The sequence below is a fragment of the Kitasatospora sp. NPDC088742 genome (assembly GCF_055584905.1).
This window is the reverse complement of record NZ_JBVJLD010000011.1, coordinates 113,532-136,434: the sequence shown is the minus strand read 5'-3', so window position 1 is coordinate 136,434 and position 22,903 is coordinate 113,532. Positions and strand designations below refer to the sequence as shown.

14 protein-coding genes are annotated in these 22,903 nt (G+C 73.6%); 4 read left to right on the top strand and 10 right to left on the bottom strand.

Annotation, left to right across the window (positions count from 1 at the left end):
• The first annotated feature begins 118 nt into the window (after positions 1 to 118).
• The 3 genes from ACZ6ZR_RS12305 to ACZ6ZR_RS12295 all read left to right on the top strand — a co-directional run bounded on the left by ACZ6ZR_RS12305 (position 119) and on the right by ACZ6ZR_RS12295 (position 2,838).
• Positions 119 to 1,036 (top strand): hypothetical protein, encoded by a 918-nt coding sequence (locus ACZ6ZR_RS12305; protein ID WP_465642011.1) that lies wholly within the window; start codon positions 119 to 121, stop codon positions 1,034 to 1,036.
• Between the two features lie 63 nt (positions 1,037 to 1,099).
• Positions 1,100 to 1,966, top strand: coding sequence for a hypothetical protein (locus tag ACZ6ZR_RS12300; RefSeq protein ID WP_465642010.1), 867 nt, complete (start codon positions 1,100 to 1,102; stop codon positions 1,964 to 1,966).
• Positions 1,963 to 2,838 (top strand): hypothetical protein, encoded by an 876-nt coding sequence (locus ACZ6ZR_RS12295; RefSeq protein ID WP_465642009.1) that lies wholly within the window; start codon positions 1,963 to 1,965, stop codon positions 2,836 to 2,838. The genes ACZ6ZR_RS12300 and ACZ6ZR_RS12295 overlap by 4 nt, the downstream gene beginning before the upstream one ends.
• A 56-nt stretch (positions 2,839 to 2,894) precedes the next feature.
• On the opposite strand, the gene ACZ6ZR_RS12290 is transcribed toward ACZ6ZR_RS12295, so the two are convergent.
• Positions 2,895 to 4,334, bottom strand: coding sequence for an MFS transporter (locus ACZ6ZR_RS12290; RefSeq protein ID WP_465642008.1), 1,440 nt, complete (start codon positions 4,332 to 4,334; stop codon positions 2,895 to 2,897).
• 54 nt (positions 4,335 to 4,388) lie between these two features.
• Positions 4,389 to 4,799 carry a DUF3291 domain-containing protein gene (locus tag ACZ6ZR_RS12285; protein ID WP_465642007.1) on the bottom strand — a complete coding sequence of 137 codons (411 nt, stop codon included), beginning with the start codon at positions 4,797 to 4,799 and terminating at the stop codon, positions 4,389 to 4,391.
• Positions 4,800 to 4,886: 87 nt separating this feature from the next.
• Between ACZ6ZR_RS12285 and ACZ6ZR_RS12280 the strand changes: the two genes are divergently transcribed.
• Positions 4,887 to 5,516 carry a MerR family transcriptional regulator gene (locus tag ACZ6ZR_RS12280; protein ID WP_465642006.1) on the top strand — a complete coding sequence of 210 codons (630 nt, stop codon included), beginning with the start codon at positions 4,887 to 4,889 and terminating at the stop codon, positions 5,514 to 5,516.
• 7 nt (positions 5,517 to 5,523) lie between these two features.
• Here the strand turns inward: ACZ6ZR_RS12280 and ACZ6ZR_RS12275 are convergent, their stop codons facing one another.
• The 8 genes from ACZ6ZR_RS12275 to ACZ6ZR_RS12240 form a co-directional block, all read right to left on the bottom strand.
• Entirely contained in the window at positions 5,524 to 6,819 is a 1,296-nt protein-coding gene (locus ACZ6ZR_RS12275; RefSeq protein WP_465642005.1) for an NAD(P)/FAD-dependent oxidoreductase, read from the bottom strand.
• A 16-nt stretch (positions 6,820 to 6,835) separates the two neighbouring features.
• Positions 6,836 to 7,555, bottom strand: a complete 720-nt coding sequence (locus ACZ6ZR_RS12270; RefSeq protein ID WP_465642004.1) for a 4'-phosphopantetheinyl transferase family protein — start codon at positions 7,553 to 7,555, stop codon at positions 6,836 to 6,838.
• Entirely contained in the window at positions 7,552 to 7,776 is a 225-nt protein-coding gene (locus ACZ6ZR_RS12265; RefSeq protein ID WP_465642003.1) for a hypothetical protein, read from the bottom strand. The genes ACZ6ZR_RS12270 and ACZ6ZR_RS12265 overlap by 4 nt, the downstream gene beginning before the upstream one ends.
• The gene (locus tag ACZ6ZR_RS12260; protein ID WP_465642002.1) at positions 7,763 to 9,547 is read right to left on the bottom strand and encodes an acyl-CoA dehydrogenase family protein; all 1,785 of its coding nucleotides are present in this window, start codon (positions 9,545 to 9,547) and stop codon (positions 7,763 to 7,765) included. Before ACZ6ZR_RS12260 ends, ACZ6ZR_RS12265 begins: the two co-directional genes overlap by 14 nt.
• A 31-nt stretch (positions 9,548 to 9,578) precedes the next feature.
• Positions 9,579 to 11,180, bottom strand: coding sequence for an acyl-CoA dehydrogenase family protein (locus ACZ6ZR_RS12255; RefSeq protein ID WP_465642001.1), 1,602 nt, complete (start codon positions 11,178 to 11,180; stop codon positions 9,579 to 9,581).
• Positions 11,177 to 12,772 (bottom strand): PfaD family polyunsaturated fatty acid/polyketide biosynthesis protein, encoded by a 1,596-nt coding sequence (locus ACZ6ZR_RS12250; protein WP_465642000.1) that lies wholly within the window; start codon positions 12,770 to 12,772, stop codon positions 11,177 to 11,179. The genes ACZ6ZR_RS12255 and ACZ6ZR_RS12250 overlap by 4 nt, the downstream gene beginning before the upstream one ends.
• An 81-nt stretch (positions 12,773 to 12,853) precedes the next feature.
• The gene (locus tag ACZ6ZR_RS12245; RefSeq protein WP_465641999.1) at positions 12,854 to 20,224 is read right to left on the bottom strand and encodes a beta-ketoacyl synthase N-terminal-like domain-containing protein; all 7,371 of its coding nucleotides are present in this window, start codon (positions 20,222 to 20,224) and stop codon (positions 12,854 to 12,856) included.
• Between the two features lie 88 nt (positions 20,225 to 20,312).
• Positions 20,313 to 22,903 (bottom strand): SDR family NAD(P)-dependent oxidoreductase (locus ACZ6ZR_RS12240; protein ID WP_465641998.1); only part of this gene is annotated, 2,591 nt, incomplete at its 5' end.

Sequence of the window (22,903 nt, the reverse complement as noted above, 5' to 3'; positions counted from 1 at the left end):
GGGGCGCGCGGGGCGGCGGGGGGGGGGGGGGGCCGCGCCCCCCCCCCGCCCCCCCGCGCGCGCCCGCCCCCCCCCCCCCCCCCCCCCCCCCCCCCGACTCGGCTTTCCGGGACGGGGGATGACGATGAGGCGGATCGTGCTCGCGGTGGGCGCGGCACTGCTGCTGCTGGGGTGCACGGCCGAGAGCGGCCCGGCACCGGGCCCGGTCCTGCCGGAGGACCCGGTCGCGCAGGCGGCCAGGGCCCGGGCCGCCGAGGCGGTGCGGGCCTGGGAGCACACGGCCGCCCAGGAGGCCTGGCGGACCGGCTACTACCCGCTGGACCGCTTCCCGGAGTGGCTGCCGCCGGAGGCGTTCCGCAGCCTCGGGGAGAAGGCCGCGTACGTGAGCGGCAGCTTCGACCTGGCCCTCTCGATCCCGCGGGGCGATCCGCTCGCGGAGGTCCGCTGGTCCGACGGACGCGCCCTCGGGATGGTGCTGCGGTCCGTCCCGGAGACGCTACGGTCCCTGGCACAGGACCGGCTCGGTACCTGCGAAGCGGAGTGCACCCCGCTGCGGGTCACCGAAATCCGGTCCGCCCGCCGTGAGTTGGCCACCAGCCGGGGACAAGCCACCGTCCCGGTCTGGGAGTTCTTCTCCCCCGGCTACTCCGAGCCCTTCGTGCTGCCGGCGGTCTACCCCCAGCGCAGGGCCGATCCGCTGCCGCCGGTCGCCTATCCCTCCTCGCCCACCGGCCTCACCGTCGCCGCCTTCGAGGCCCGAACCGCCTCCTGGGACGGCCTCGAAGTCACCGGGACGGTCGAACTCCCGTCGTGCACACGGGTGGTGACGACCGAGGCGTACGAGGCCGAGCAGTCCGTGGTACCGCTGGTCCTGCTCGCCCGCACGACCGGCAGCACCTGCGCCACCGAGACCGTGAGCGCGTCGGCCACCGTCCGCCTGCGCGAACCGCTCGGCGAGCGGGCGGTTCTCGGTCTGGCCACCGGCGAGCCCCGCTCGGTCCGCCCGGTGCCCGTACCCGCTGGAACCGTTCGCTGACCGCCTGCGTCCGAGCACCGTTCGAGCACCGCCAATTCGGCTTACCGGTACGGGGGATGACGGATGAGACGACCAACCACGCTCGCGCTCGCAGCGCTCCTGCTGACGGGCTGCGGCGCCACCTCGGGGAGCAGCGGCGGCGCACCCGCCATCGGCAGCGCGCCGGCCACCACGGTGACCTGGACGGCCCGGGAGCGGGCGGCGCAGGTGGCCAGGGAGTGGCCCGGGTCGGCGGCCGAGCGGGCCTGGACGAGCGGGTACTACCCGCTGACGGGACCTCAGGAGTGGCTGCCCGCCGACGCGTTCCGCAACGGCGGCAAGACCGCGTACCTGAGCGGCGCGATCGAGGCGGCCACCGAACTGCCGCGGGGCGAGCCGACCGCCGAGGTGGTCTGGCCGTACGGGCAGCGACTGTCGCTGCCGATGGTCTCCCCGAAACAGGTGCTGGACGGGCTCACCCGGGGCAAGGCGCCGTGCCGCTCGGACTGCGACCCCCCGCTGAAGGTGACCGGGGTGGCCCGGGGCAGCCGCACCGTGGCCACCAGCCGGGGCCAGGCCACCGTGCCGGTCTGGGAGTTCACCATGACGGGCTACCAGGAGCCGTTCGCCTACCCCGCCGTCACCTCCCAGCAACTGCCCGTCGCCGACCCGGACCCGGGCTGGGTGGACCGCAGCGTCGTCCGGGAGGCGGTCTCGGCGGACGGACTGACCGTCACCGGGCGGATCCGGCGCGGCGCCTGCGACCAGGTGGCGGGCACCGAGGCGTACGAGACCGACCGGGTGGTGGTGCTGATGGTCGAGCTGAAACGGTCCAAGGCCGGGTGCGACGCCGTGCTGCTGGAGGATCACGTCACGGTGAAGCTGGCGCGGCCGCTGGACGCCCGGCTGGTGCTCGACCTGTCCACCGGTGTTCCCGGGACCGTCCGGTGAGGGCGCGGGCGGCCACGGCCGCCGCCGCCCTGCTGCTGCTCACCGCCTGCGCCACCACCACCGGGGCCCCGGCGCCGCCCGAACCGGCCGAACCCGGGCAGCGCAGGGCCGCGCAGGTGCTGCGGGCCTGGGAGGGCTCGGCGGCCGAACGGGGCTGGCGGGAGGGGTACTTCCCGCTCGGCGAGAGCCGCCCGCGCTGGGTGCCGCCGGCGGCGCACGCCTCGGACGAGATCTCGGTCTTCACCGGGCAGTACTTCTTCCACGACTTCACCCCGCCCGCGCCCACCGGTGAGGGCACGGTGGTCTGGGCGGACGGCCACCAGGTCCGGCTGCCGGTGCTGACCGCGGTGCAGGCCCTCACGGAGCACTCCCGGGACGTGAAGTGCAACTGGAACCAGTGCCCGCCCAAGGCCGCCATCACCGGGGCACGGACCGGCACCCGGACCATCGCCACCAGCCGGGGCCGAGCCACCGTCCCGGTCTGGGAGTTCACCGTGCACGGCTACTCCGAGCCGTTCGCCTACCCGGCCGTGCTGCCCTCGCACGGGACCGCCCGGCCGACGCCGTCCCCCTCGGTGATCCTGGAGCAGGACCCGGTGCTCTGGGCGGCCGAGCCGGTGCGGCTCTCGCCCGACGGGCTGAGCCTGGACGTGCTGGTCAAGGCCGGGCCGTGCAAGGCCCCGGCCGCGCTGGAGGCGGTCGAGACGGACCGGTCCGTGGTGGTGATCGCCCGGCTGACCGGGCGTCAGGGAGGCTGCTCCACCCAGATGCCGGACCCCGGCCTGCCCGGCACCGTCCGGCTGGGCCGGCCGCTGGGCGACCGCACCCTGCTGGACCTGAACGACGGCCACCCGCAGCCGCTGCCGGGCTGAGACGCGCGGAGGGGCCCGGAGAGTCGCACGCTCCCCGGGCCCCTCCTGAGGGTGGGTCAGACGGTCACCGGGGCCGGGGCCTCGGTGGTCTCGACGGTCTCCGCCGGGGCGGCCTTGGGCGGGCGGGGGATGGCCAGGGCGGCCAGCCCGCCGAGCACCACGACCACCACGCCGACCCAGACGGCCGGGTGCAGGCCGTCGGTGAACTCCTGGGCGCCGCGCATGCTGCCGTTGGCGGTGAAGACACTGCTCAGCACCGCGATGCCGAGCGCCCCGCCGATCTCGCGGACGGTGGTGTTGGCGCCGGAGGCCTTGCCCCGGTGCTCCGGGCCGACCGCGCCGAGCACCACGGCCGCCGTCGGGGCGATGGCGAAGCCCATGCCCGCACCGGCCAGCAGCATCGCACCGACCAGCCGGGAGTACGGGGTGTCCGGGCCGGCCGCCAGGTTGATCCAGGCCAGGCCGCCGGCCTGGAGGAAGAGGCCCAGCGCCATCAGCCGCCCGCCGCCGACCTTGTCGGTCAGCGCGCCGGCGATCGGCGCGATCACCATCGGCATCAGGGTCCAGGCCAGCGTCAGGGTGCCGGCGTGCAGCGGGGTGCGGGGCGGGGCGATCTGCAGGTACTGGGAGAGGAAGAAGATCGAGCCGAAGACCCCGAAGTACATCGAGGCGGAGACCACGTTGGCCAGGGTGAAGGCACGGATCTTGTAGAAGCCGAGCGGCAGCAGCGGGTGCGGGGCCCGGCGCTCCCAGCCGACGAACGCGGCCAGCAGCACCGCGGCGGCCGCGAAGGCGCCGAGGATCTTGGTGGAGGTCCAGCCGTCCTCGCTGCCGTTGACGATGCCCCAGACCATGGCGAGCAGACCGCCGGTGGCCAGCAGCATGCCGACCAGGTCCAGCTTGGCCTTCTCGCCGCGGCTCTCGCGCAGCACCGCCATGACCAGCGGGACGGCGACGATGCCGACCGGGATGTTGATCCAGAAGATCCACTCCCAGGCCAGGCCCTCCACCACCGCGCCGCCGACCACCGGGCCGAGCGCGATGGCCAGGCCGCTGACGGCGGACCAGAGTCCGAGCGCCAGGCTGCGCATCTTCTCCGGCACGGCGTTGGAGAGCAGGGTGAGGGAGAGCGGCATGACCGCCGCCGCACCGAAGCCCTGGATCGCCCGGGCGAGGATCAACTGCCCGCTGGTGTCGGCCAGTCCGCAGCCGATCGAGGAGAGGGTGAAGAGGACGATGCCGAGTGCGAAGACCTTGCGGTGGCCGAAGCGGTCACCGAGCGCGGCCCCGGTCAGCAGCAGGCAGGCGAAGCTCAGCACGTAGGCGTTGACGAACCACTGCAGGTCCTGGGTGCTGGCCTTCAGGTCCACCGCGAGCGTGTGCAGGGCGGTGGACACCACCAGGTTGTCCAGCGCCACCATGAACATCGGCAGGCTGCACGCGACGATCGACAGCCAGAGCGGTACCTTGCGCCCGGCGGGGGCGGGTGCGGACATGGCGGGGATCTCCCTTGTCGGGCGGGGCTGTTGGGGGGCTGTTCGGGGCCGGGATCAGCCGGCGGCGGCGTCGGTGCGCTGCTGCTCGGCCAGCCGGTTCTTGGCGTCGGGCCAGGTGATCGGGAGCTGCTCGGCGGTGGTGTCCCAGAAGGTGAAGACCGACTGCTTGGTCACCTCACGGAGCGAGGTCATGATCGTGTAGTGCGGTTCGGCCTTGGCGTAGGCGTAGAGCGACTGGCGGTCCTCCCAGGCCGAGAGCGTCCAGAAGACGCCCTTCAGCGGCTGGGCGATCAGCGAGGCGCCGACCGCGCCGGGCGCGGTCTTGACCTGCTTCCAGGCGGCCAGGGACTTGAGGAAGAAGCGCGGCACGTCCTTGAGGGACCGGACTTCGAGCCGGGAGGCCATCACCAGCACCTGGCTGTTCGGGCGAGGGGTGTGGGGAGTGGTCCAGGGCAGCGTGGGCATGCGTCGGCCTTTCCGTGCACTATTGGAGTGTCGCACTATCTATATTAGACAGTGCTGCTACCTAATTTCCAGTGGAGAGCGGAGAAGATGCGGATCTCGGAGCTGAGCCGTCGCAGCGGCGTCCCGGTGGCGACCATCAAGTACTACCTGCGGGAGGAGCTGGTGCCCGCCGGGGTGGCGACCTCCGCCACCCAGGCGGAGTACGACGAGCACCACCTCCGCCGGCTCCGGCTGGCCCGCGCGCTGGTCACCGTGCGCGGGCTGTCGGTGTCCACCACCCGGGAGGTGCTCCGGGGCCTGGACGAGCACTCGACCGATGTCCACTTCCTGCTCGGCCTGGCCGTCGGCGCGGTGCCGACCGGCGATCCCGAACCGTCCGTGGACGGACCGCAAGAACCCTCCCCCGCCGATGAGTTGATCTCCGCCATGAACTGGGAGGTCAGCGAGAAGGCTCCTACCCGCGCGGTGGTCACCGACACCCTCGCCACGCTCAGGGAGCTGGGCCTGCCGGCCGACTGGCAGGCCCTGCTCCCCTACGCCGAGCTGGCCGAACGCACCGCCGCCCTCGACCTCGACCAACTGGAGGACGTGTCCGACCCCTTGGAGCGGGTCGAGCGCGCCGTCCTGCTCACCATCCTGATGGAACCCGTCCTGCTCGCCCTCCGCCGGATGGCCCAGGAGAACGAGTCCGCCAAGCGCTACGTCCTCCCGACCTGAGCGGTCGTCAGGCTTCGCGGTGGCCCAGCTCGCGGAGGAGCTGGGCCGCCGCCTCCATGCCGGAGGAGAACGCGGCCTCGTGCGAGCCGATCTGGTCGTGGTAGAGCTGCTTGGAGTGGAAGTACGACCCGGCCAGCTTCACCCGGGTGCCCTCGTTCACCTCGTAGATGGTCTGCTGGAGGCGGCGCAGGTCGATGTCGATGACCGGGTGGGAGTACGGCAGTTCGCGGATCACCAGCTCCTCCCGGACCTCGCGCGGGTAGTCCAGGGTGACGAAGTAGTCGGTGGCCGACTCGAAGCCGTGCAGCCGGTTCATGTAGTAGGCCACGTACGGGCGGCTGGTGCCGTCCACCGCGACCTTGCCGTAGTTCCAGTTGTCCCAGCGGGCGCGGTCGGCCGGCATGGCCGAGGGGTCGGTGTGCAGCACCGCCAGCGAGGTGTTGTAGCGGATCTTCTCCAGGGTGCGGCGCTGCACGTCGTCCGGGTTGCTGAGCAGCTCCCGGGCGGTGTCGCCGTGGGTCGCCAGGACCACGTGGTCGAAGCGCTCGGAGCTGCGCGCGGTGGCGACGGTGACGCCGTCCTCCTCCTGGCGGATGCCGGTGACCGGCTCGGCCAGCCGAAGCTTCGGGCCGATCGCGGTGATCGCCTTGCGGACGTAGGAGATCGAGCCGCCGCTGACGGTCCGCCACTCCACCCCCTGGCCGCCGAGGCCGCCCTCGTCGTGGGCCATGAAGAAGGCGATCACGGTGGTGGCCGGCATCTCCCAGATCAGCTCGGCCGGCACCGACCAGACGGCGGTGCAGAGCAGGATCACGTAGCCGTACCGGAACTCCTGGCTGTAGCCGCCCCGGTCCAGGTACTCGCCCAGCGGCAGGTCGGTGCGCTTGCGCAGGAAGTCCTTGCGGCCCTCCTGGTGGAAGCGGTGGGCCTCGCGCCAGATGGTCTGGAACTCGGCGCCGTAGCGGCTCGTCACCTCCTCCTCCGGCAGGGCCATCTCGGCGGTGCCGTACTGGAGTCCGCTGTCCAGGTCGAAGAAGTTGAAGCCGCCCAGGTGCTGGCGGCTCTCCACGCCGAGCTCGGCGAAGAACTTGCTGAGGTTGGGGTAGCTGGGCTGGTTGAAGACCACGAAGGCGGTGTCGATCCCGAGGGTGCGGCCCTCGTCCTCCACCTCGATGGTGTTGGCGTGGCCGCCCGGGCGGCCCTCCGCCTCGAAGAGCGTGATCTCGGCGTGCTCGCGCAGCTTGTAGGCGGCGGAGAGACCGGCCACACCGGCTCCGACCACGGCGACACGGGGCTTGGACATCTGGGTGCTTCCTCTTCTACGTGGTGATCCAGGTCTGGTGCAGCCGGCCGGCCGTGCCGTCGGCGACGGCGGTGGCGAGCACATAGCCGGGCGCGGGGTGGAGCAGGTCGAACTTCCAGTCGGAGTCCGGGGGTTGGAGCGGGTCGTGGAGGCGGATCGGCGACTGCCAGGGAGCGCTCAGGGCGAAGCCGTCCAGCTCCCGGCGCAGCCCGGTGCCGAGCGCCTTGAGGTAGGCCTCCTTGAGCACCCAGTACGCGGCCACCGCCGCCGCCCGGTCCGCCGCCCCGGCCAGCGCGGCCCGCTCGGCGGGGGCGAACCAGCGCGGCAGGTGGGTCACCGCGTCCGGCCGGGCCGGGGTGGCCTCGACGTCCACCCCGCAGGTGCGGCCCTCGGTGACCAGGCAGGCCAGCAGGCCTTCGGTGTGCGAGAGGTTGAACCGCAGGGCGTGGCCGTCCGGTTCGGCCTCGGGGCGGCCCGAGGCCGTCACCGCGAACCGCCACTCCCCCACCGGGCGCCCGTCCCGGTCGCTCAGCGCGTGCCGGGAGAGCAGCCGGGCGCCCAGGTAGCGGCGCCGGGCCCCGGCGGTGCGCTGACGCTCCATCCGCTCCCGCTCGGCCCGGGTCAACAGGCCGGTGCCGCCGTGGAGTTCGGCGAGGCCGTCGACGGAGCGCTCGGGCAGCAGGTAGAGGTGGGCGTCGGCGCCCACGACCTTGGTACCCGTGGCCGCGGTGGTCACGGCCTGGCCCGGTACGGGGCGGCCGGGCGCCGTTCGGCCGGCTCGGCCAGCGCGGCCAGGCCGACCAGCCGCTTGAGCCACTCGTCCATGGACTGCCGGAAGCCCGTCCGGCAGGGCTCGCAGACCTTGAGGGTGTGGTCCAGCTCGTCCTTGGCGAAGACGCCCTGGCAGCCGTGGCAGACGGCGGTGCGGGCCGCGGTGCGGCGGTCAGCTCTGGGCATGGACGGCTCCGGTCCGTTCGGCGAGCGGGAACTGCCAGTACGAGAACAGCCGGTTGGCCCGGTACAGGTGCCGCAGCACCCGCATCACCTCGTCCACCTCGGCCGCCCCGGTGACCACCCGGTGCGGTTCGAACTCCTTCGCCAGTCGCTCCAGTTGGAGCAGCAGCAGGGCGCCGCTGGGCAGCGGGTCGTCCAGCGCGCCGTGCGAGTGGACGAAGGTGTGCACCACCGCCGCGGTGGCGTGCAGGGTCGTGTACTGCTTGGCCAGGTCGAAGAGCTCGGCCGACTGGCCGTACTCCCGGCCGAGTTCGGCGCGCAGCTCGGCGGCCTGGGCGTGCAGGTCCTCGGCCCGCTCCAGCAGCTCGGCGGCCAGCGCGGCCGCGCGCTCCAGCCAGTCGCGCTCCTCGCCCTTGGCGGCGGCGGCCAGCGCGCACAGCCCGGCCAGCGCGGCCGGGGCGCCGAGCAGCGCGTCGTCCTTGCCCCGGCTGAACAGCTCCTGGTCCCAAGGGCGGTAGAGCGGCAGCTCGCGGTCGATGCCGTAGAGCACGGGGGTGCGCAGCTCGGCCTCGGCCCGGGCCTCGGGGTCGCCGGCGGTGGTGAGCAGGCCGTCCAGCTGGAGGGCGATGTTCTTGAGGTTCACCACCGTGTTGCCGTCGGCGAAGATGGCCACCAGCAGGTCGCGGAGCATCTTCTGGTAGATGCCGTAGTGCGGGTGGGCGCGCAGGTAGAGCCGGGCCCCGAGCACGATGTTCAGCTGGGCCATCGAGCGCTCCAGCAGGGTCGGCACGAAGTACTTGGCGACGGAGGACCAGACGCTGGTCTGCTCCGGCACCAGCTGGAGGCTGCGCACGGCGCCCAGGCTGACCGCGTCGGCGGTCAGCAGGTCGGCGAAGACCTCGGTCAACTGCCGCCGGGAGTACGGGATGTCGCTGACCTTCTTGCCGAAGATCTCGCGCTGCTCGGTGAAGTCCAGGGTCACCCGCAGCGCGGTGTCCACGGCGGCCAGCGCCATCGAGCCGATGGTGGTGCGGGCCACCTGGGCGCTCTTCAGCGCGATCTCCAGCCCCTGGCCCTCGTGGCCCAGGCGGGCCGAGTCCGGGACGAAGACGCCGTCCAGCCGGATGCCGCTCATGTCCAGGGCGCGCAGGCCGTGCAGCCGCTCGTTGGGCAGCTCGACCACCGAGCCGGCCGGGGTGTTGCGCTTCTCCACCAGGAAGATGGAGTACCCGGCCGGGCCGCCCTTGGGGGAGGTGCGAGCGAAGACGCTGACCCCGTCGGCCACGGTGGCGTTGCCGATCAGCCACTTCTCGCCGGTCAGCAGGTAGCCGCCCTCGACCTTCTCGGCCCGCATCTCGTTGGCCAGCACGTCGCTGCCGTGGTGACGCTCCGACAGGCCCCAGGCCAGCCTGGTGCCCTGCTTCATCCGGTCGACGACGTACTGCTTCTGCTCGTCCGTCCCGGCGATCCAGGCGGGCATGAAGCTCAGGCTGGTGAGCATCAGCGCGGTGGCGGAGGTCGGGTCGCGGCGGGCGATCAGGCGCAGCAGGTTGAAGCCGACCTCGACGTCACCCGCCTTGCCGCCCTGGGCCTCCGGGATCACGTACTCGTGCACGCCCCAGCGCTGGAGCAGGTTGACGAAGGCGTAGGGGAACTCCTCCCGTTCGTCGTGGGCCAGGATCTGCTCGAAGGGCATGCTGCTGTCGGGGTCGTGCGGGTCGCCGAGCTGCGCTTCGAGCCGCGCGGCGAGCTCGGTCAGGTCTGCCTTCGGCACGGTGGTTCGCTCCTGTGGATCGGTGGTGCCATCAGATGAGTTGGACCGGGACTGCGGAGAACAGCCGGTGGCGGGCGTGCAGGTCGCGGACGGTGGCCAGGGCCGGCAGCAGCTCGGCCTCGCGGCGGCGGACGGGAGTGCCCTCGGCGCGGGAGAGCAGGTAGGCGAGCACCGCGGTCAGCCAGTCGGGGCGGCCGAGCACCTCGTTCTCCCGGTTCACCACCCACAGGTGCAGGCAGGCGGCGGCCGCGTGCAGCCAGGCGAACCGCTCGGCCAGGTCGACCAGTTCGTTGCCCTTCGGGTCGGCGGTGGCGACCTGGACGGACAGGTCCGCCAGGTACCGGTGGATCGGCCCGGTGTCCGGCAGGCCCACCGTCACCAGGTCCCGGCCACGGGCGTTCAGGTCCAGCCGGGCGAGCTCGAACGGCGGCAGGTCGGCCGCCAGGTCGAAGACCACCCGGACCGCCCTCGGGTCCGCGGTCTCGTCCAACCCCTTCATCAGCGCCGGGAGTTGACCGGCGAAGGAGCGCAGGTTGGCCACCGTGGAGGTGTCCACCACGCGCACCAGCGCGGCGTCCCGCTGGAGCTTCTGGAAGATCCCGCCGCCCGGGCCCTCGGTACGCAGCACCGCCCGGGTCGCCAGCACCGTCGCGCAGCGCCCCATCGCGTCCTCCACCGCCTCGGCCACCACGTGCTTGGCCGCACAGCCCCAGACGCTGAACTGCTCCGGCACCACGTGGATGCCGCGGGCCGCCGCCAGGGCGACCGCGTCGGCGGCCAGCAGGGCCGCCGAGGCGATCGCCAACTCCCGTCGGGGGTACGGGGATTCGATCAGCGCGGTACGGCCGATCCGGCGCTCGGTGGCGAAGTCCAGGGTCAGCCGCAGCGCGGTGTCGGCGCAGCCGAGGCTGCCGGCGGTGCTCATCAGCCGCACCACCTGCTGCGCCTTGACCGCCGCCTCCAGCGCCTCCCCCTGACGGCCCACCAGATCGCCCTCGGCCACCGGGTGCCCCTCGAACCGCAGATGCGCGAAGTCGATCCCCCGCATCCCCCCGGTGGGCACCTCGGGCCCCCGCTCCACCCCGTCCAGGTCGACGAGCGCCGCCGAGAACGCCCCCGGCCCCCGCTCCCCCGTCCGGGCCACCACGTAGGCGGCCTCGCTGCGCTGCCCCAGCCCGACCATCCACTTGTGCCCGTCCAGCCGCCACCCGTCGCCGTCCGGTGTCAGCCGGACCTCGTTGGCGAGCAGGTCGCTGCCGTGGTCCTGCTCGGACAGCGCGAAGGCGACCGAGCCGCCGCGGCGGAGGATCTCCGCGACGCGCTCCTGCTGGGCGGTGGAGCCGTGCAGTTGGACGCAGGTGGCGGCGGTGATCGAGAACATCGTGCCGGGCATCACGTTCAGGTCCCGGCGGGCGGCGGTGCGCACCAGGGTGAGGCTCTGGTCGAACCCGCGGAACGTCCCGCCCAGCACCGTGGGAAGGTAGTTGAGGTGGAAGTCCTGCTTGCGCAGCACCTCGCAGATCTCCTCCGGGTACTCCCCCGCCTCGTCCCGCCGGACGGCCGCCGCCCAGCCGTACGGGTTCTCCGGGTCGGCCGGGTCACCGAGCTCGCGGTCCAGCTCCTCGGGCGTCACCGCGGCACCGGCCGGTAGTCCCCCGCCGTGGCGGGGATCCGCACGCCGGCCGTGCGCAGCTGCGCGACCCGGGTGTGGAAGGCGGCGCCGTGCATCAGGTGGTGGGCCACGTCGGCCACCCGCCGGTTGCCGGGGGTCTTGAGGTAACTGCCCGTCACCCAGTCGTTGAAGCTGCCCATCGCCGGACCGCACCAGACCTGGTAGTCCAGGGTGCGGTCCGGGTCCCCGACCACCGACCAGCGCGAGGACATCCCCAGGTACCAGCGGAAGACCAGGGCCATCTTCCGCTTGGGGCTGCCCTCGGCCCGGGCCAGCTGCTCCGGGTCGCGCCGCCGGAAGTAGCCGACGCACTCGTCCCAGACGTCGGCCAGCGGGCGGCGGAACACCTGGGTCTCCAGCCGGGCCCGCTCCTCGGGCGGCAGGGCGTCCAGCCCGTCGTAGGCCTGGTACAGCTCGTAGAGCCGCTTGGCCCGCATCGGGAAGAGCGTGCCCTTCTTCAACACCTGGAGCTCGACGCCGAGTTCGAACATGTCGGCGGCGGGCGCCATCTCGCAGTCGGCGATCCCGGCCTCGGCCAGCATCGCCTTCGCCGCCTTCGAGGCGCCGGACTCCACGCAGGACTGGTTGACCGAGCCGGTCACCACGTACGCGGCGCCCATCGCGAAGGCGGCGGCCACCGCGGTCGGGGTGCCGAGGCCCCCGGCCGCGCCGACCCGGATCTGGGCCGGGTAGCGGTGTTCGCGCTGGACGGTGTCGCGCAGCCGCAGGATGGAGGGCAGCAGGGCGGGCAGCGGCCGGCGGTCGGTGTGGCCACCGGAGTCGGCCTCCACCGTGATGTCGTCGGCCATCGGGACGTGGCGGGCCAACTCGGCCTGCTCCGGGGTGATCAGACGCTGCGCCAGCAGCGCACCGACCATGGCGGCCGGAGCGGGTCTCATGAAGCGCTCGGCGGTCTCGGTCCGGGAGATCTTGGCGATCAGCCGGTGCTCGGCCAGCACCCGGCCGTCCGGGCCCGGGCGCAGGCCGGCCAGGCGCCAGCGGACCACGTGCGGGGTGAGCGCCATGAAGGCGGAGGCCTCCACGCAGCGCACGCCGTAGCGCAGGAAGAGCTCGACCGCCTCGCGCTCCAGGCGCTCCTCGCTCGGGCTGTGGATCAGGTTGACGGCGAACGGCAGGCCGGGGATCTCGGTGGCGAAGCGGGTGAGCGCCTGCTCGATGGTCTCCGGCAGCAGGCCGGCCGCGCCGAAGGAGGCCAGGTAGCCCTCCTTGGCGAGCGCGATCACCAGGTCGGCGGAGGCGATGCCGCCGGCCATCGCCCCGGCCAGGTACGGCTGGCGGACGCCGTGCGCGGCGCGGAACTCGGGCGAGCCGAGCCGGTCGGCGGGCAGCGCCGGGACGGCGGCCAGCAGCGGCAGGCCGCCGCCGGCTCCCCTGGCCGCCGGGTGGCCCTCGGCGACGGCGCCGATGCCCTCGGGGGTGCGGACGATGAAGCAGGGGCGGTCCAGTGCGGCCAGGGCCTGGTAGATGCCCGGCGAGTCGGTGGCGGGGTAGCTCTCCCCGTACCAGCGGAGTGGTGTCTCCAAGGTGTCCATGGGTGGGGTCTCTGTCTCCTAGCGGGGAACGGGCTGCCGGGCCGAGGACCGACCCGGCAGCCCCGGGTGTCTGGTGGGCCGTCAGACGGCGTCGGAGCGGACCTCGATGGCCACGTCGGTGAGCTCGTAGATCCGCAGGCCGGGCTTCCACAGCTCGGCATCGGCGACCACGACCACCCGGCCGGGCTCGCGGCGGACCTCCTTCACGTGCACGTCGAAGCTCAACTCCCGGTCGTGGCGCAGGATCTGGCCCCGGTACTTCCAGCTCATCGGCACGTCCACGGCGAGGGCGAACCTCGGGTTCTCGATCCCCTCGGCCAGGCCCTGCTCCAGGGCGAACAGCCGCAGGCCCTGGAGGATCGCCTCCACCCCGAGCGAGCCGGGCATCACCGGGTCGCGGTGGAAGTGGCAGTCGAAGTACCACTCGTCGGGCCGGACCTCGCGGTACCCGTGCAGGTAGCCGGCCCCGTGCTTGCCGCCGCCCTCGACCAGGTCGACCCGGTCCACCAGGGCGTAGTGCTCACCCGGCAGGTGCAGCCGGCCGCCGCTCGGGTCGGTGAACGCCGGTGCGCCCGCCGGGAGTTCGATCCGGCGCACGTTGCCCGGCTTCGCCTGCTCGATCCACGGGGCCACGTACGTCCCCGCGTCCAGGCCCACCTGGTTGGCCAGCGCCGCGTCGCTGAAGTAGCCGAACAGCGACTCCCCGACGTAGAACACCTCGCCGTCGGCGGAGAGTTCGTAGCTGAAGTTCTGCAGCACCGCACCGGACATGGCGCTGGTCATCAGCAGCTTGGAGTGGTGACGGATGGTCTTGCCCCGCAGGTCCAGGTCCTTGACCAGGGTGGCCTTGCCGTCCAGGTTGCGGATCGCGTACTGCTCCTCGGGGCGCTTGAGGGTGGCACCGAGGTAGTAGCCGAGCAGGATGGCGGCCTGCAGCGAGGTCTCCATGTAGACCGCGTTCGGCATGTGCGGGTGGGCGTTCTGGGTGTAGTACCAGGCGTCCGCCGGGGAGTCGTACTCGGTGACCATCTCCGAGCCGGGGTTGAGGTCACCGCGGGTGCCGTCGAGCCGCATGATGCGGTCGACGAACTGGAAGTCCCCGTTGGGGATGTAGGGCGCGCGGCTGTTGGCGTAGACGTCGAACTCGGGGCCCATCGCGGTGCCCAGGTCGCCCTTGGCGGCGTGCGCCAGGTGCAGCTCGTTGATCATCGCGGGCTCGCCGCTGCGGTTGCGGCGGCCGAGGAAGACCGGCACACCGCCCGCCTCCGGGCGGTACGCGGTGCCTTCCTTCTCGCGGATCTGGATGCCGAAGTTGTGCATCCGGATCACCGGCTTGTCGCCCAGGTAGACCAGGATGTCGGCGATCACCGAGGGGCGCGGGAGCAGGGTCAGCTCCATCACCTCGATCTCGTACCGGATCTCGCTGTGCTGCGGGGTGATCTGGCCGCGCACCTGGACCTCGGTCTGCAGGCCGACGATGGTCTGGAAGCGCGCGTCCGGCAGCACCAGGTGCATGCCCTGGTGGAGCAGGTACGCCTGGAGCGCCTGCACCGCACCCTCGGCCACCATCGAGCCGGCCAGCACCGGGTCGTCCGGGAAGTGGCACTCGAAGTACCAGGCGTCGGGCTGGAGTTGCTTGCTCGCGGTGAGCAGGCCGAGGCCACGCGGGCCGCCGGTCCGGTCGATGTGCAGCTCGTCGATCATCCGCAGCCGGGCGTCCGGCAGCCGCAGCGCCGGGTTCATCCCCTCGTCCTGCGCGTGGTGCGGGCCGAACACCTCACCGGGCCTGCCCTGGGCCAGCAGCTCCAGGTCGGCGGCGGTCAGGTCGTTGTGCGCGGTGTCGGCCAGCGGCTTGAACCAGCCCTTGGTCAGCGCGGCCCGCGCGGCCTTCTGCTTCTCGGTGATGACGACCCCGAGCGGGGTCTCCAGCTCCTCCTGGCTGAAGAAGCCGGCCGAAGCGTCCTTGAGTTCGAGGATCAACTCGCCGTCGGCGTAGCAGAGGTAGGAGAAGAAGAAGAGCGTGGTCTCGCCCTGGGTGACGAAGCGGTTGATCGAGATGTCGTAGCGCAGGGTCTGCCCGGCCTTCGGCAGGTCGCCGTGGAAGACCAGGGTGGAGTCGAGCAGGCGGTAGACCCGCTTGCCCTTGTTCTTGAAGTCGATGCCGAGGTAGCTGATCAGCAGCAGGTCGCACTGCCCGGCCTCGATCGCCACGGCCGGCGGCACGCCGCCGTCCACCGTGTACCAGGCGTCCTCGGGGACGTCGTACTCGGTGCGGATGAAGGAGGGCTGGTAGACGCCGGTCTCCGCCTTGAGGTCGGTGACCCGGGTGACGAAGTGGTACGGCTCGGCGGGCAGGCGCACGCGCTTGCCGTAGGAGTCGATCTCGGCGAACTCGGCGCCGAAGACCTTGGCCAGGCTGCCGGTGGCGAACTCCAGCAGATCGGCCTGGTCCCAGATCACGCCCGCCGGCTTGGCGGGGGCGATGGGCACCGGCGTCACCACGGGCGCGGCGGGCAGCGCCGCCGGTGCCTGCGGGACGACGGTCTCGATCGCGAAGGCGATCGGCTCGGGCGCCGGGAGCACCGGCAACTCCGGCTGGGCGACCGGGGCTTGGGCGAGCAGGGCCTCGGCCCGGCTGAGCGTGGACTCCTGGAGCACCCGCTGGGTCTCCATCACCACCGAGTGGGTGGCGAGCAGCTGCTCGCGCAGCTCGCGGACCAGCTGACCGGCCGGGTTGGCCCCGGACTGCGGGGCCGCTGCCTGCGGGACGGCGGCATGCGGGGTCGCTGCCTGCGGGGTGGGCAGCGCGACGGCCGCCGGGGCCGCCTCGGGCTCGGCCCAGGGCAGGAAGGAGATCGGCTCGCCGTCGAAGGTGATGACCTCGGGATCGGCGACTGACGGATCGACAGGCATCGGGGGCTGGCCCTCCACGGGAACGGGACCGGACGGTCCGGAAGACGGCGGGACGACGGGTGCGGCGCTCACCGCGGGAGGCCCCGCCATGATCGCGACGGGTGCGGACCGCGGCGGCGCGGACGCACCGGCGCCACCGGCCCCGCCACGAGCACTGCTCGGGCCCGCCGGTGCGGTCGCGGTCGCCACGGTCGCGGTCGCCACCGTGCCCGCCTCGGCGCGACGCCTGCGGGCGGAGACGGCCGGCGGAGCGGAGGAGGCGGTGGCAGTGAGCGGTGTGCCCGCCGCGAAGCCCACGCCCGCGAAGGCGGCCGGGGCGCCGACCGTCCCGCTGACGATCGGCTTCGCCGCCGCGGCCACCGCGGCCGGGATGGACGGGCCGCCGCCGACCGGGAAGCGCAGCCGCTTGCCCGCCGGGGCGGGCAGCTCGCCGAGCAGGCCGGTCAGGTCGAGCGGGACGCCGTGCGCCACCAGCCGGGCCGCCAGCTGGGCGATCGCCTTGGTGGCGGGCACCCCGCGCCGGTCCACCGAGACCGCCACGTGCGGGTGTTCGGCGCCCAGCGACTCCTTCACCCAGCGGGTGCAGGTGGAGCTCGGGCCGACCTCCACGAAGTAGCGGAAGCCCTGCTCGTAGGCGGTGCGGGTGAGCTTGGGGAAGTCGATGGTGGAGCGGAGCGTGTGCGCGATCCGCTCGGCCACCGTCTGCCGGTCCAGGTCCCCGACCGTGCCGTAGTCGTAGGCGGTAAAGAGGTCCAACTCCCCGACCGGGCCCACCGGGTGGTCGTTGAGCTCGGCCAGGCCGGCCAGCTCCCCGTCCACCACCGGGCAGTGCATCACCGAGTTGACGGGCGAGCGGGCCGAGGGGCAGCCGAGCTCGGCGATCAGCGCCTTGCACTGGTCGGGTGCCCCGGCGATCACCACCTCCTTGGGGGTGTTGACGTGGGTCAGGTACACCCGGTCGTACGAGGCCATCGCGGCCCGTACGTCCTCCGCCGCCGCCAGCAGCACGTGGCTGCCCCAGACCGCCGAGTCCGGTGCGTCCTCCGGAAGTTGCCACAGCTCACGGACCGTCCGGCGGGGGCCGCAGAGCCGGTCCTTGAACAGCGGAGTGGCGCTGATCCGGTCGTCCCGCCGGGCCTCCCGCTGCCAGCCGCCGGTGGCGAACAGCATGCTGCTCTCCCCCAGGCTGTAGCCGAAAGCGCCGTGTGCCCTGACCCCGAGCAGCTCGCGGACCAGGTCGGTGTAGAGGATCGCGAAGCTGGTACCGGTGGCCAGCATGAACGGCAGGTCGCCGCCCAGCTGCTCCTCCAACCCCATCAACTCCCGCTTCCCCAGCGGCTGCTGGGAGCGCGGGTGGAGCAGCGCGGAGCGGAACGCCCGGTCCGGCTGCTCGGCCTCGGCCTCGAAGCGGGTGAGCAGGCCGGGGAAGGCGCGGAACAGGTCCCGGCCCAGGCCGGGGTAGGAGTTGAACGCGCCGGGGTAGACCAGCGCGACCTTGCCCTCGGGGCCGATCGGCCGTGCGGTGGCGTAGCTGCCGGCCGGGGTGGCCCACTCCTCGTCCCGCTCGAACACCCCCGGCAGGTCCCGCCGGGCGGCGGTGAGCTGCGCGGTGAGGCTGTCCGCGTCGGTGCCGACGAGCACCGCGCGCACGCTCTGAGCGGGCGTCAGACGGCGGCTCGCCGCCACCGCCAGCGCGTACGGGTCGGCGTTGACGGAGAGCAGGTCCAGGTGGCGGTCCAGCTCGGCCAGCAGCCCGGCGCGGTCCTCGGCGCCGAGTGCCAGCAGCACCGGGCCGCCGGCCCGCCGCCAGTCCCGCTCGACCGCCGCGCCCCGGGTCTGCCCGGCGGAGAGCACCAGGTGCCCGTGCGCCCCGCCGCCGCCCAGGAAGCTGACCGCCGCGTACCGGCGGGCCGAGCGCTCGGCCCGCAGCCACGGACGGGACTCGCCGGGCAGGTGGAAGCCGGCCGCGGCGAACAGCTCCGCGTGCTCCTCGGCCGGGCCGCGCCAGTTGGGCACCCCCGGCAGGTAGCCGTGGTGCACGGCCAGCACCGCGCGCAGCAGCCCGGCCATGGTGGCCGCGCCCTGGGTGTCGCCGAGCTGGGCCTTGCCGCTGCCGAGCGCGGGCTCACAGGCCCCCGCCGGGTAGACGGCGGCCAGCGCGGTCAGTTCGGCCGCGTCCTGTCCGGGCGTACCGCCCGCGTGGGCCTCCAGGTAGCCGACCTCGGCCGGGCCGACCCCGGCCAGGGCGAGCGCCTCGCGGGCCGCCTCGGCGAACAGCGCCGGGTCGGCCTCCGGGAGCTCCCCGGCCACCGGGACGGCGTGCCGCACCACGGCGGCGTCCAGCCGGGCGTACACCTGGCGCTCGCTGCCCGGGCGGGCCACCACCACGGCGCCGGCACCCTCGCCGATCCGCCAACCCTGGCTTCCCGCACCGAAACTGAGTCCGGCTCCGGTCACCGGGGCGTCCCCGCGCAGCAGCAGCGACTCGGGCGAGCCGGCCAGGTCGACGGCGCCGACCAGCACCGCCTCGATCTCCGGGTCGAGCAGCAGCAGCCGGGCGATGTCGAGCGCCTCGGCGGTGCCCGCGCCGTCCGAGGAGATGGTGAAGGAGGGGCCGGTCAGGTTCCACAGGGCGGAGATCCGGCTGGCCATGATGTTGCCGATGTAGCTGAGCACCTCGTTGGCCACGATCGGCTGGTGCACGCCGTCCCGGGCCGCCGCCGCCAGCTGCTCGGTCTGCTGCTCCGTCAGCTCCAGACCGGCCGCCGCGTACGCCTCGCGCAGCCGCCCGGCCAGGCCGTGCCGGGCCAGGTGCAGGTGGGCGCTGGGCTCGATCTCCATCGCGACCACCACCGCGACCCGGCGCGGGGCCGGCACCGACTGGCCCTCGGCCGGGGTGCGGGCGAAGCCCGCGTCGGCCAGCGCCTCGTCGGCCACCTTGGCCATCAGGGCGTGCTGGAGGTTGTAGTTGCGCAGGTCGGCCGGCGGGATGCGGTAGTCCACCGGGTCGATGGCCACCTGGTCGACGAAGCCGCCCTCCGGTACCGGGCCGTACTCCATGCCGCGCCAGCGCAGTTCGGGCAGCGGGCGGAAGGCGTCGGTGCCCTCGTGCAGGGCCCGCTCGAACGCGGCCACCGTCTCCAGGGTGCCGAAGTGCGCACCGAGGCCGACGATGTCCAGCGCGGGGGCCTCGACCGGCTGCTCGTCGGCCGCCTCCTCCGTCGAGTTCGACAGCACCACATGGGCGTTGGTGCCGCCGAAGCCGAAGGCGGAGACCGCCGCCCGGCGCGGTCCTTCGTGCTCGGGCCAGGCCGTCCGCTCGCGCACCAGGGCGCCGCCGACGGTGGCGTCCACCGGGGTGTCCACCCCTACGGTGGGCGGGAGTTCGCCGTGCTGCATGGCCAGGATGACCTTGAGCAGACTGCTCAGCCCGGCCACCGTGAGCAGGTGTCCGATGTTGCCCTTGACCGAGCCCAGCAGCGGCACCTTGCCGTGGCCGCCGAACCAGCGGGCCACCGACTCGGCCTCGGTGGAGTCACCGGCCGGGGTGCCGGTGGCGTGGCACTCCAGGTAGTCGATGGCGGTCGGCTCGACCCCTGCCTCGGCGTAGGCGCGCTGGTAACTGCTGTGCTGCCCGGCCGCGTTGGGGAGCAGCAGGTGACGGCCGGCGCCGTCGTTGGTGAGCCCGATGCCGTCGATCACGGCGTGGATCCGGTCCCCGTCGCGCTGCGCGTCGGCGAGGCGCTTGACCGCGACCATCCCGGCGCCCTGGCCGGTCAGGATGCCGGCCGAGGAGGAGTCGAAGGGCTGGCTGAAGCCGTTCTCCGGGTAGGCGTGCAGATCGGAGAAGGAGAGGTGGATCAGCGTGGGGTCGGGCGCGCAGACGCCGCCCGCCAGCACCAGGTCCGCCTGGCCGGCGGCGAGTTGGTCGCAGGCCAGCTTGAGCGCGTAGAGCGCGGAGGAGCAGGCGGCGTCCAGCGCGAAGCGCGGACCGCCGAGGCCCAGGGCCGCACCCGCGACCCGGGCCGGGGCGCCGCTCACCCGGGCGTCGGCGGGCTCGGCGGCGGCCGGCTCGGGCAGGTCGAGGCCGGGCAGGCCCGCCTCGCGCAGCCCGGCCAGCACGGCGCGGTCCACCAGCGGCAGGCTGATCTTCGCCGAACCGGGCGTCGGGAACGAGTAGTTGCCCATGATCAGGCCGGTCCGGGCCAGCAGCTCGGGCCGGCCCTCGGCGCCGCTGTCGCGCAGCGCCTCGCGGGCCACGTGCAGGGTCCAGTGGAAGACCCGGTCCAGCCGGGACAGCTGGTCGGCGTCCAGCAGGTAGCCGGTGGGGTCGAAGTCGAAGCCGGTGACGAATCCGCCCCGGCTGCAGTAGATGCGGTGGGCCGGGTCCTCGTCGCGGGGGTCGGCCGCCGGGCCGAACACCTCCGCGCCGCCCTCCCGGCGGCTGTCCACGCCCGCGCTCAGGTTCTGCCAGAACTCGGCGGGCGTGGCCGCGCCGGGGAAGAGGCAGGAGAGGCCGACAATGGCGTACTTGCTCATGGAAGCTGTGGTCCTTTCCGGAGCCTGGGGCTGAGGGTCCGGCCGGCCATCCCGTGAGATGGCCGGCCGGACCCGCTTGCCAGGTACGTCAGTTGGCGGCGAACTTGGCGGCCAGCTGCGGGGTGGAGACCAGGCTGATCCCGCCGAAGCGGGCCAGCACCCGGCCGCCGGGGGCGCAGGCGGTGACCGTCAGGGACGCACTGACCCCGTTGGCGGAGACCGGCTCGACCACGATCAGGAAGGGCTCGCCGTCCGGCAGCGCCTGGAACAGCTCCGCCCGGGCCACCGAGAGCGGCAGGCTCGCGGTCGAGCGGTAGAGCCGCATCCACACCAGGGCGGCCTGCAGCAGCAGGTCGGCGGTGCCGGGGCCGTACAGCGATCCCCCGAACGCGCCGTTCCCGGGCCGGAGTTCGGTCAGCGCCGCCTCCAGCACCAGCCGGGACTCGTCCTCGGCCAGCACCCGGCGCAGACCGCGCAGGGCCTCGCCGTGGAAGAGCGTGCCGTCGGCGTAGAAGCCGGCCGCGTCGCGGCCCTGGCCCAGGGCCGGCAGCCCGGCCATGCTCGGCCGGTTCACCTCGCCCGCCGGGTCGGCGCCGAGCACCACACCGGCCGCGTAGTGCGGACGGACCGCGCCGTCCTCGGTGACCGAACGGATCACCACCTCGGTGGTGGCACCGTCCCCGGCCGGGGAGGCCGCCAGCTGGAAGCTGCCGTGCTCACCGCCGTCGAAGGTGACGCCCTTGTGCACCGCGAAGTCCCGGACCTGACGGACCGTCCCCCCGCTGAGCCGCTCCACCGCACCGACCGCCCAGCCGAGCGCGACGGCGGCCGGCAGCACCGGCACCCCGCCGATCACGTGGTCGGCCACGATCGGGTCGGCGGCCAGCACGTCCAGCCGGCGCTCCAGCACCGTCGCCTCCGGCACCGACTGCTCGCGGACCGAGAGCGGGGTCGTCGGGCCGAGCACCGTCACCACGTCCTGCCCGCGCTCCGGCGCGAACTGGCCGGTGAACAGGGCGGTTCCGACCTCCTCCGGGATCAGCGTGATACCGCGCTCCCGGAACACCGCCTTGATCTGCGGCGAGACCATCCCGCTGTCCCAGGCACCCCAGTTGAGGGCGGTCACCCGGGCCTGCGGGTGCTTGCGCTTCCAGCCGGCCGCCCAGGCGTTGAGCGCCTCGTTGGCCATCGCGTAGTCGGACTGGCCTCGGTTGCCGAAGAACCCGGCCACCGAGGTGAACAGCACCACGTGCCGCAGCCCGTCGGCGGGCAGCGCGTCCAGCACCGAGCGCAGCCCGGTCAGCTTGGGAGCGAAGACCCGCTCGATCTCGCTCGCCTTCTTGGCGCTGATCAGCTGGTCCGCCAGCACACCCGCGCCGTGCACCAGACCGGTCACCCTGGCGGCGTACGGGGCCAGCGTCCTGGCGGTGGCGGCGGCGTCGGTGATGTCCACCGCCAGGTACTCCGCCGTGCCCCCGGCCGCCTGCACCTCGGCCAGCGTGCGACGGATCTCCCGCTCACCCACCACGGCCTGGTACAGCTGCTCGACGCGCTTCGGGGTCGGCTTCTCCCCCGCGGTGCGCAGCTGCGCGACGGCGGCGGCCTTCAACTCGGCGTCCCCGGTGATGCCCTGGGCCCACGAGGGCTCGCCGGTCAGCGGGGTACGGCCCAGCAGCAGGAAGCCGGGCTTGTGGGCGGCGGCCAGGTCGACCACGCAGCGCGCGGTGATGCCGCGGGCTCCGCCGGTGACCACGATCAGGTCCTCGGAGGTCGGCGCGGCCACCGGCTCGGTGGTCGCGGGCAGCTGATCGGTGGTCAGCAGACCGAGCGTCACCCGGCGGGTGCCGTCGTGCCCGACCTGCACCGGCTCGGCGGCGGCGTCCAGCAGCTCGCCCAGCAGCAGCTCGACGGCGTCGGCGTCGGAGAGGCCGGGCGCCAGGTCGACGGCCCGGCAGAACAGCTCCGGGGCCTCCACCGCGAGGGTCTTCACCAGACCGCCGTAACCACCGGACGGGGCCAGCGCCTCGTCCACGCCCGCGAGGCCGAAGCCGCCGTCGAGCCGGGTCACGGTGGCGAAGCAGGCCCGGCCACCGTCGGCGGCCCGGGTCAGCGGCTCGACCAGGTGCTTGGCGGTGAGCAGCGCGTGGGACAGCCGGCGCACGCCGTCCGCCCAGTCGCCGTCCCGGCGGACGGCAAGGTTCACGGCCAGTCGGACCTGAGTCAACTCCTCGATCCGGTCCGCCAGTTCGTTGACGCCCCAGCTGTTCAGCGCCAGGTCGCGGACGCCCGCGATCTGCCGGGTCACCCCGGGCAGCCGGAGCACCTGCACCTGCCAGCCGTCGGCGGCCAGCCGCTCGGCCAGCACCGGGGTCAGCTCCCCGCCGTCGTCCACCAGCAGCGCACCGGAACCGGCCGGGTAGGCACCCACCAGGCGGTCCGGGAGCGGCAGTTCGGTCAGCGTGGCGTGGGTCCGGCCCAGCCGGCCGGGCAGCACGGCGGCGGAGGCGGCGGCCGGAGCGACGACCGGCGCCGGAACCTCTGCGGCGACCGTGCCGGACATGAACTCCACGATCTGACCGAGGGTACGGAGCTCACCGAGCTGCTCCGGGCCCATGTGCGTGTCGCTCGGGAACTGCTCCGAGAGCACACCCAGGATCTCGACCCGCTTGATCGAGTCTA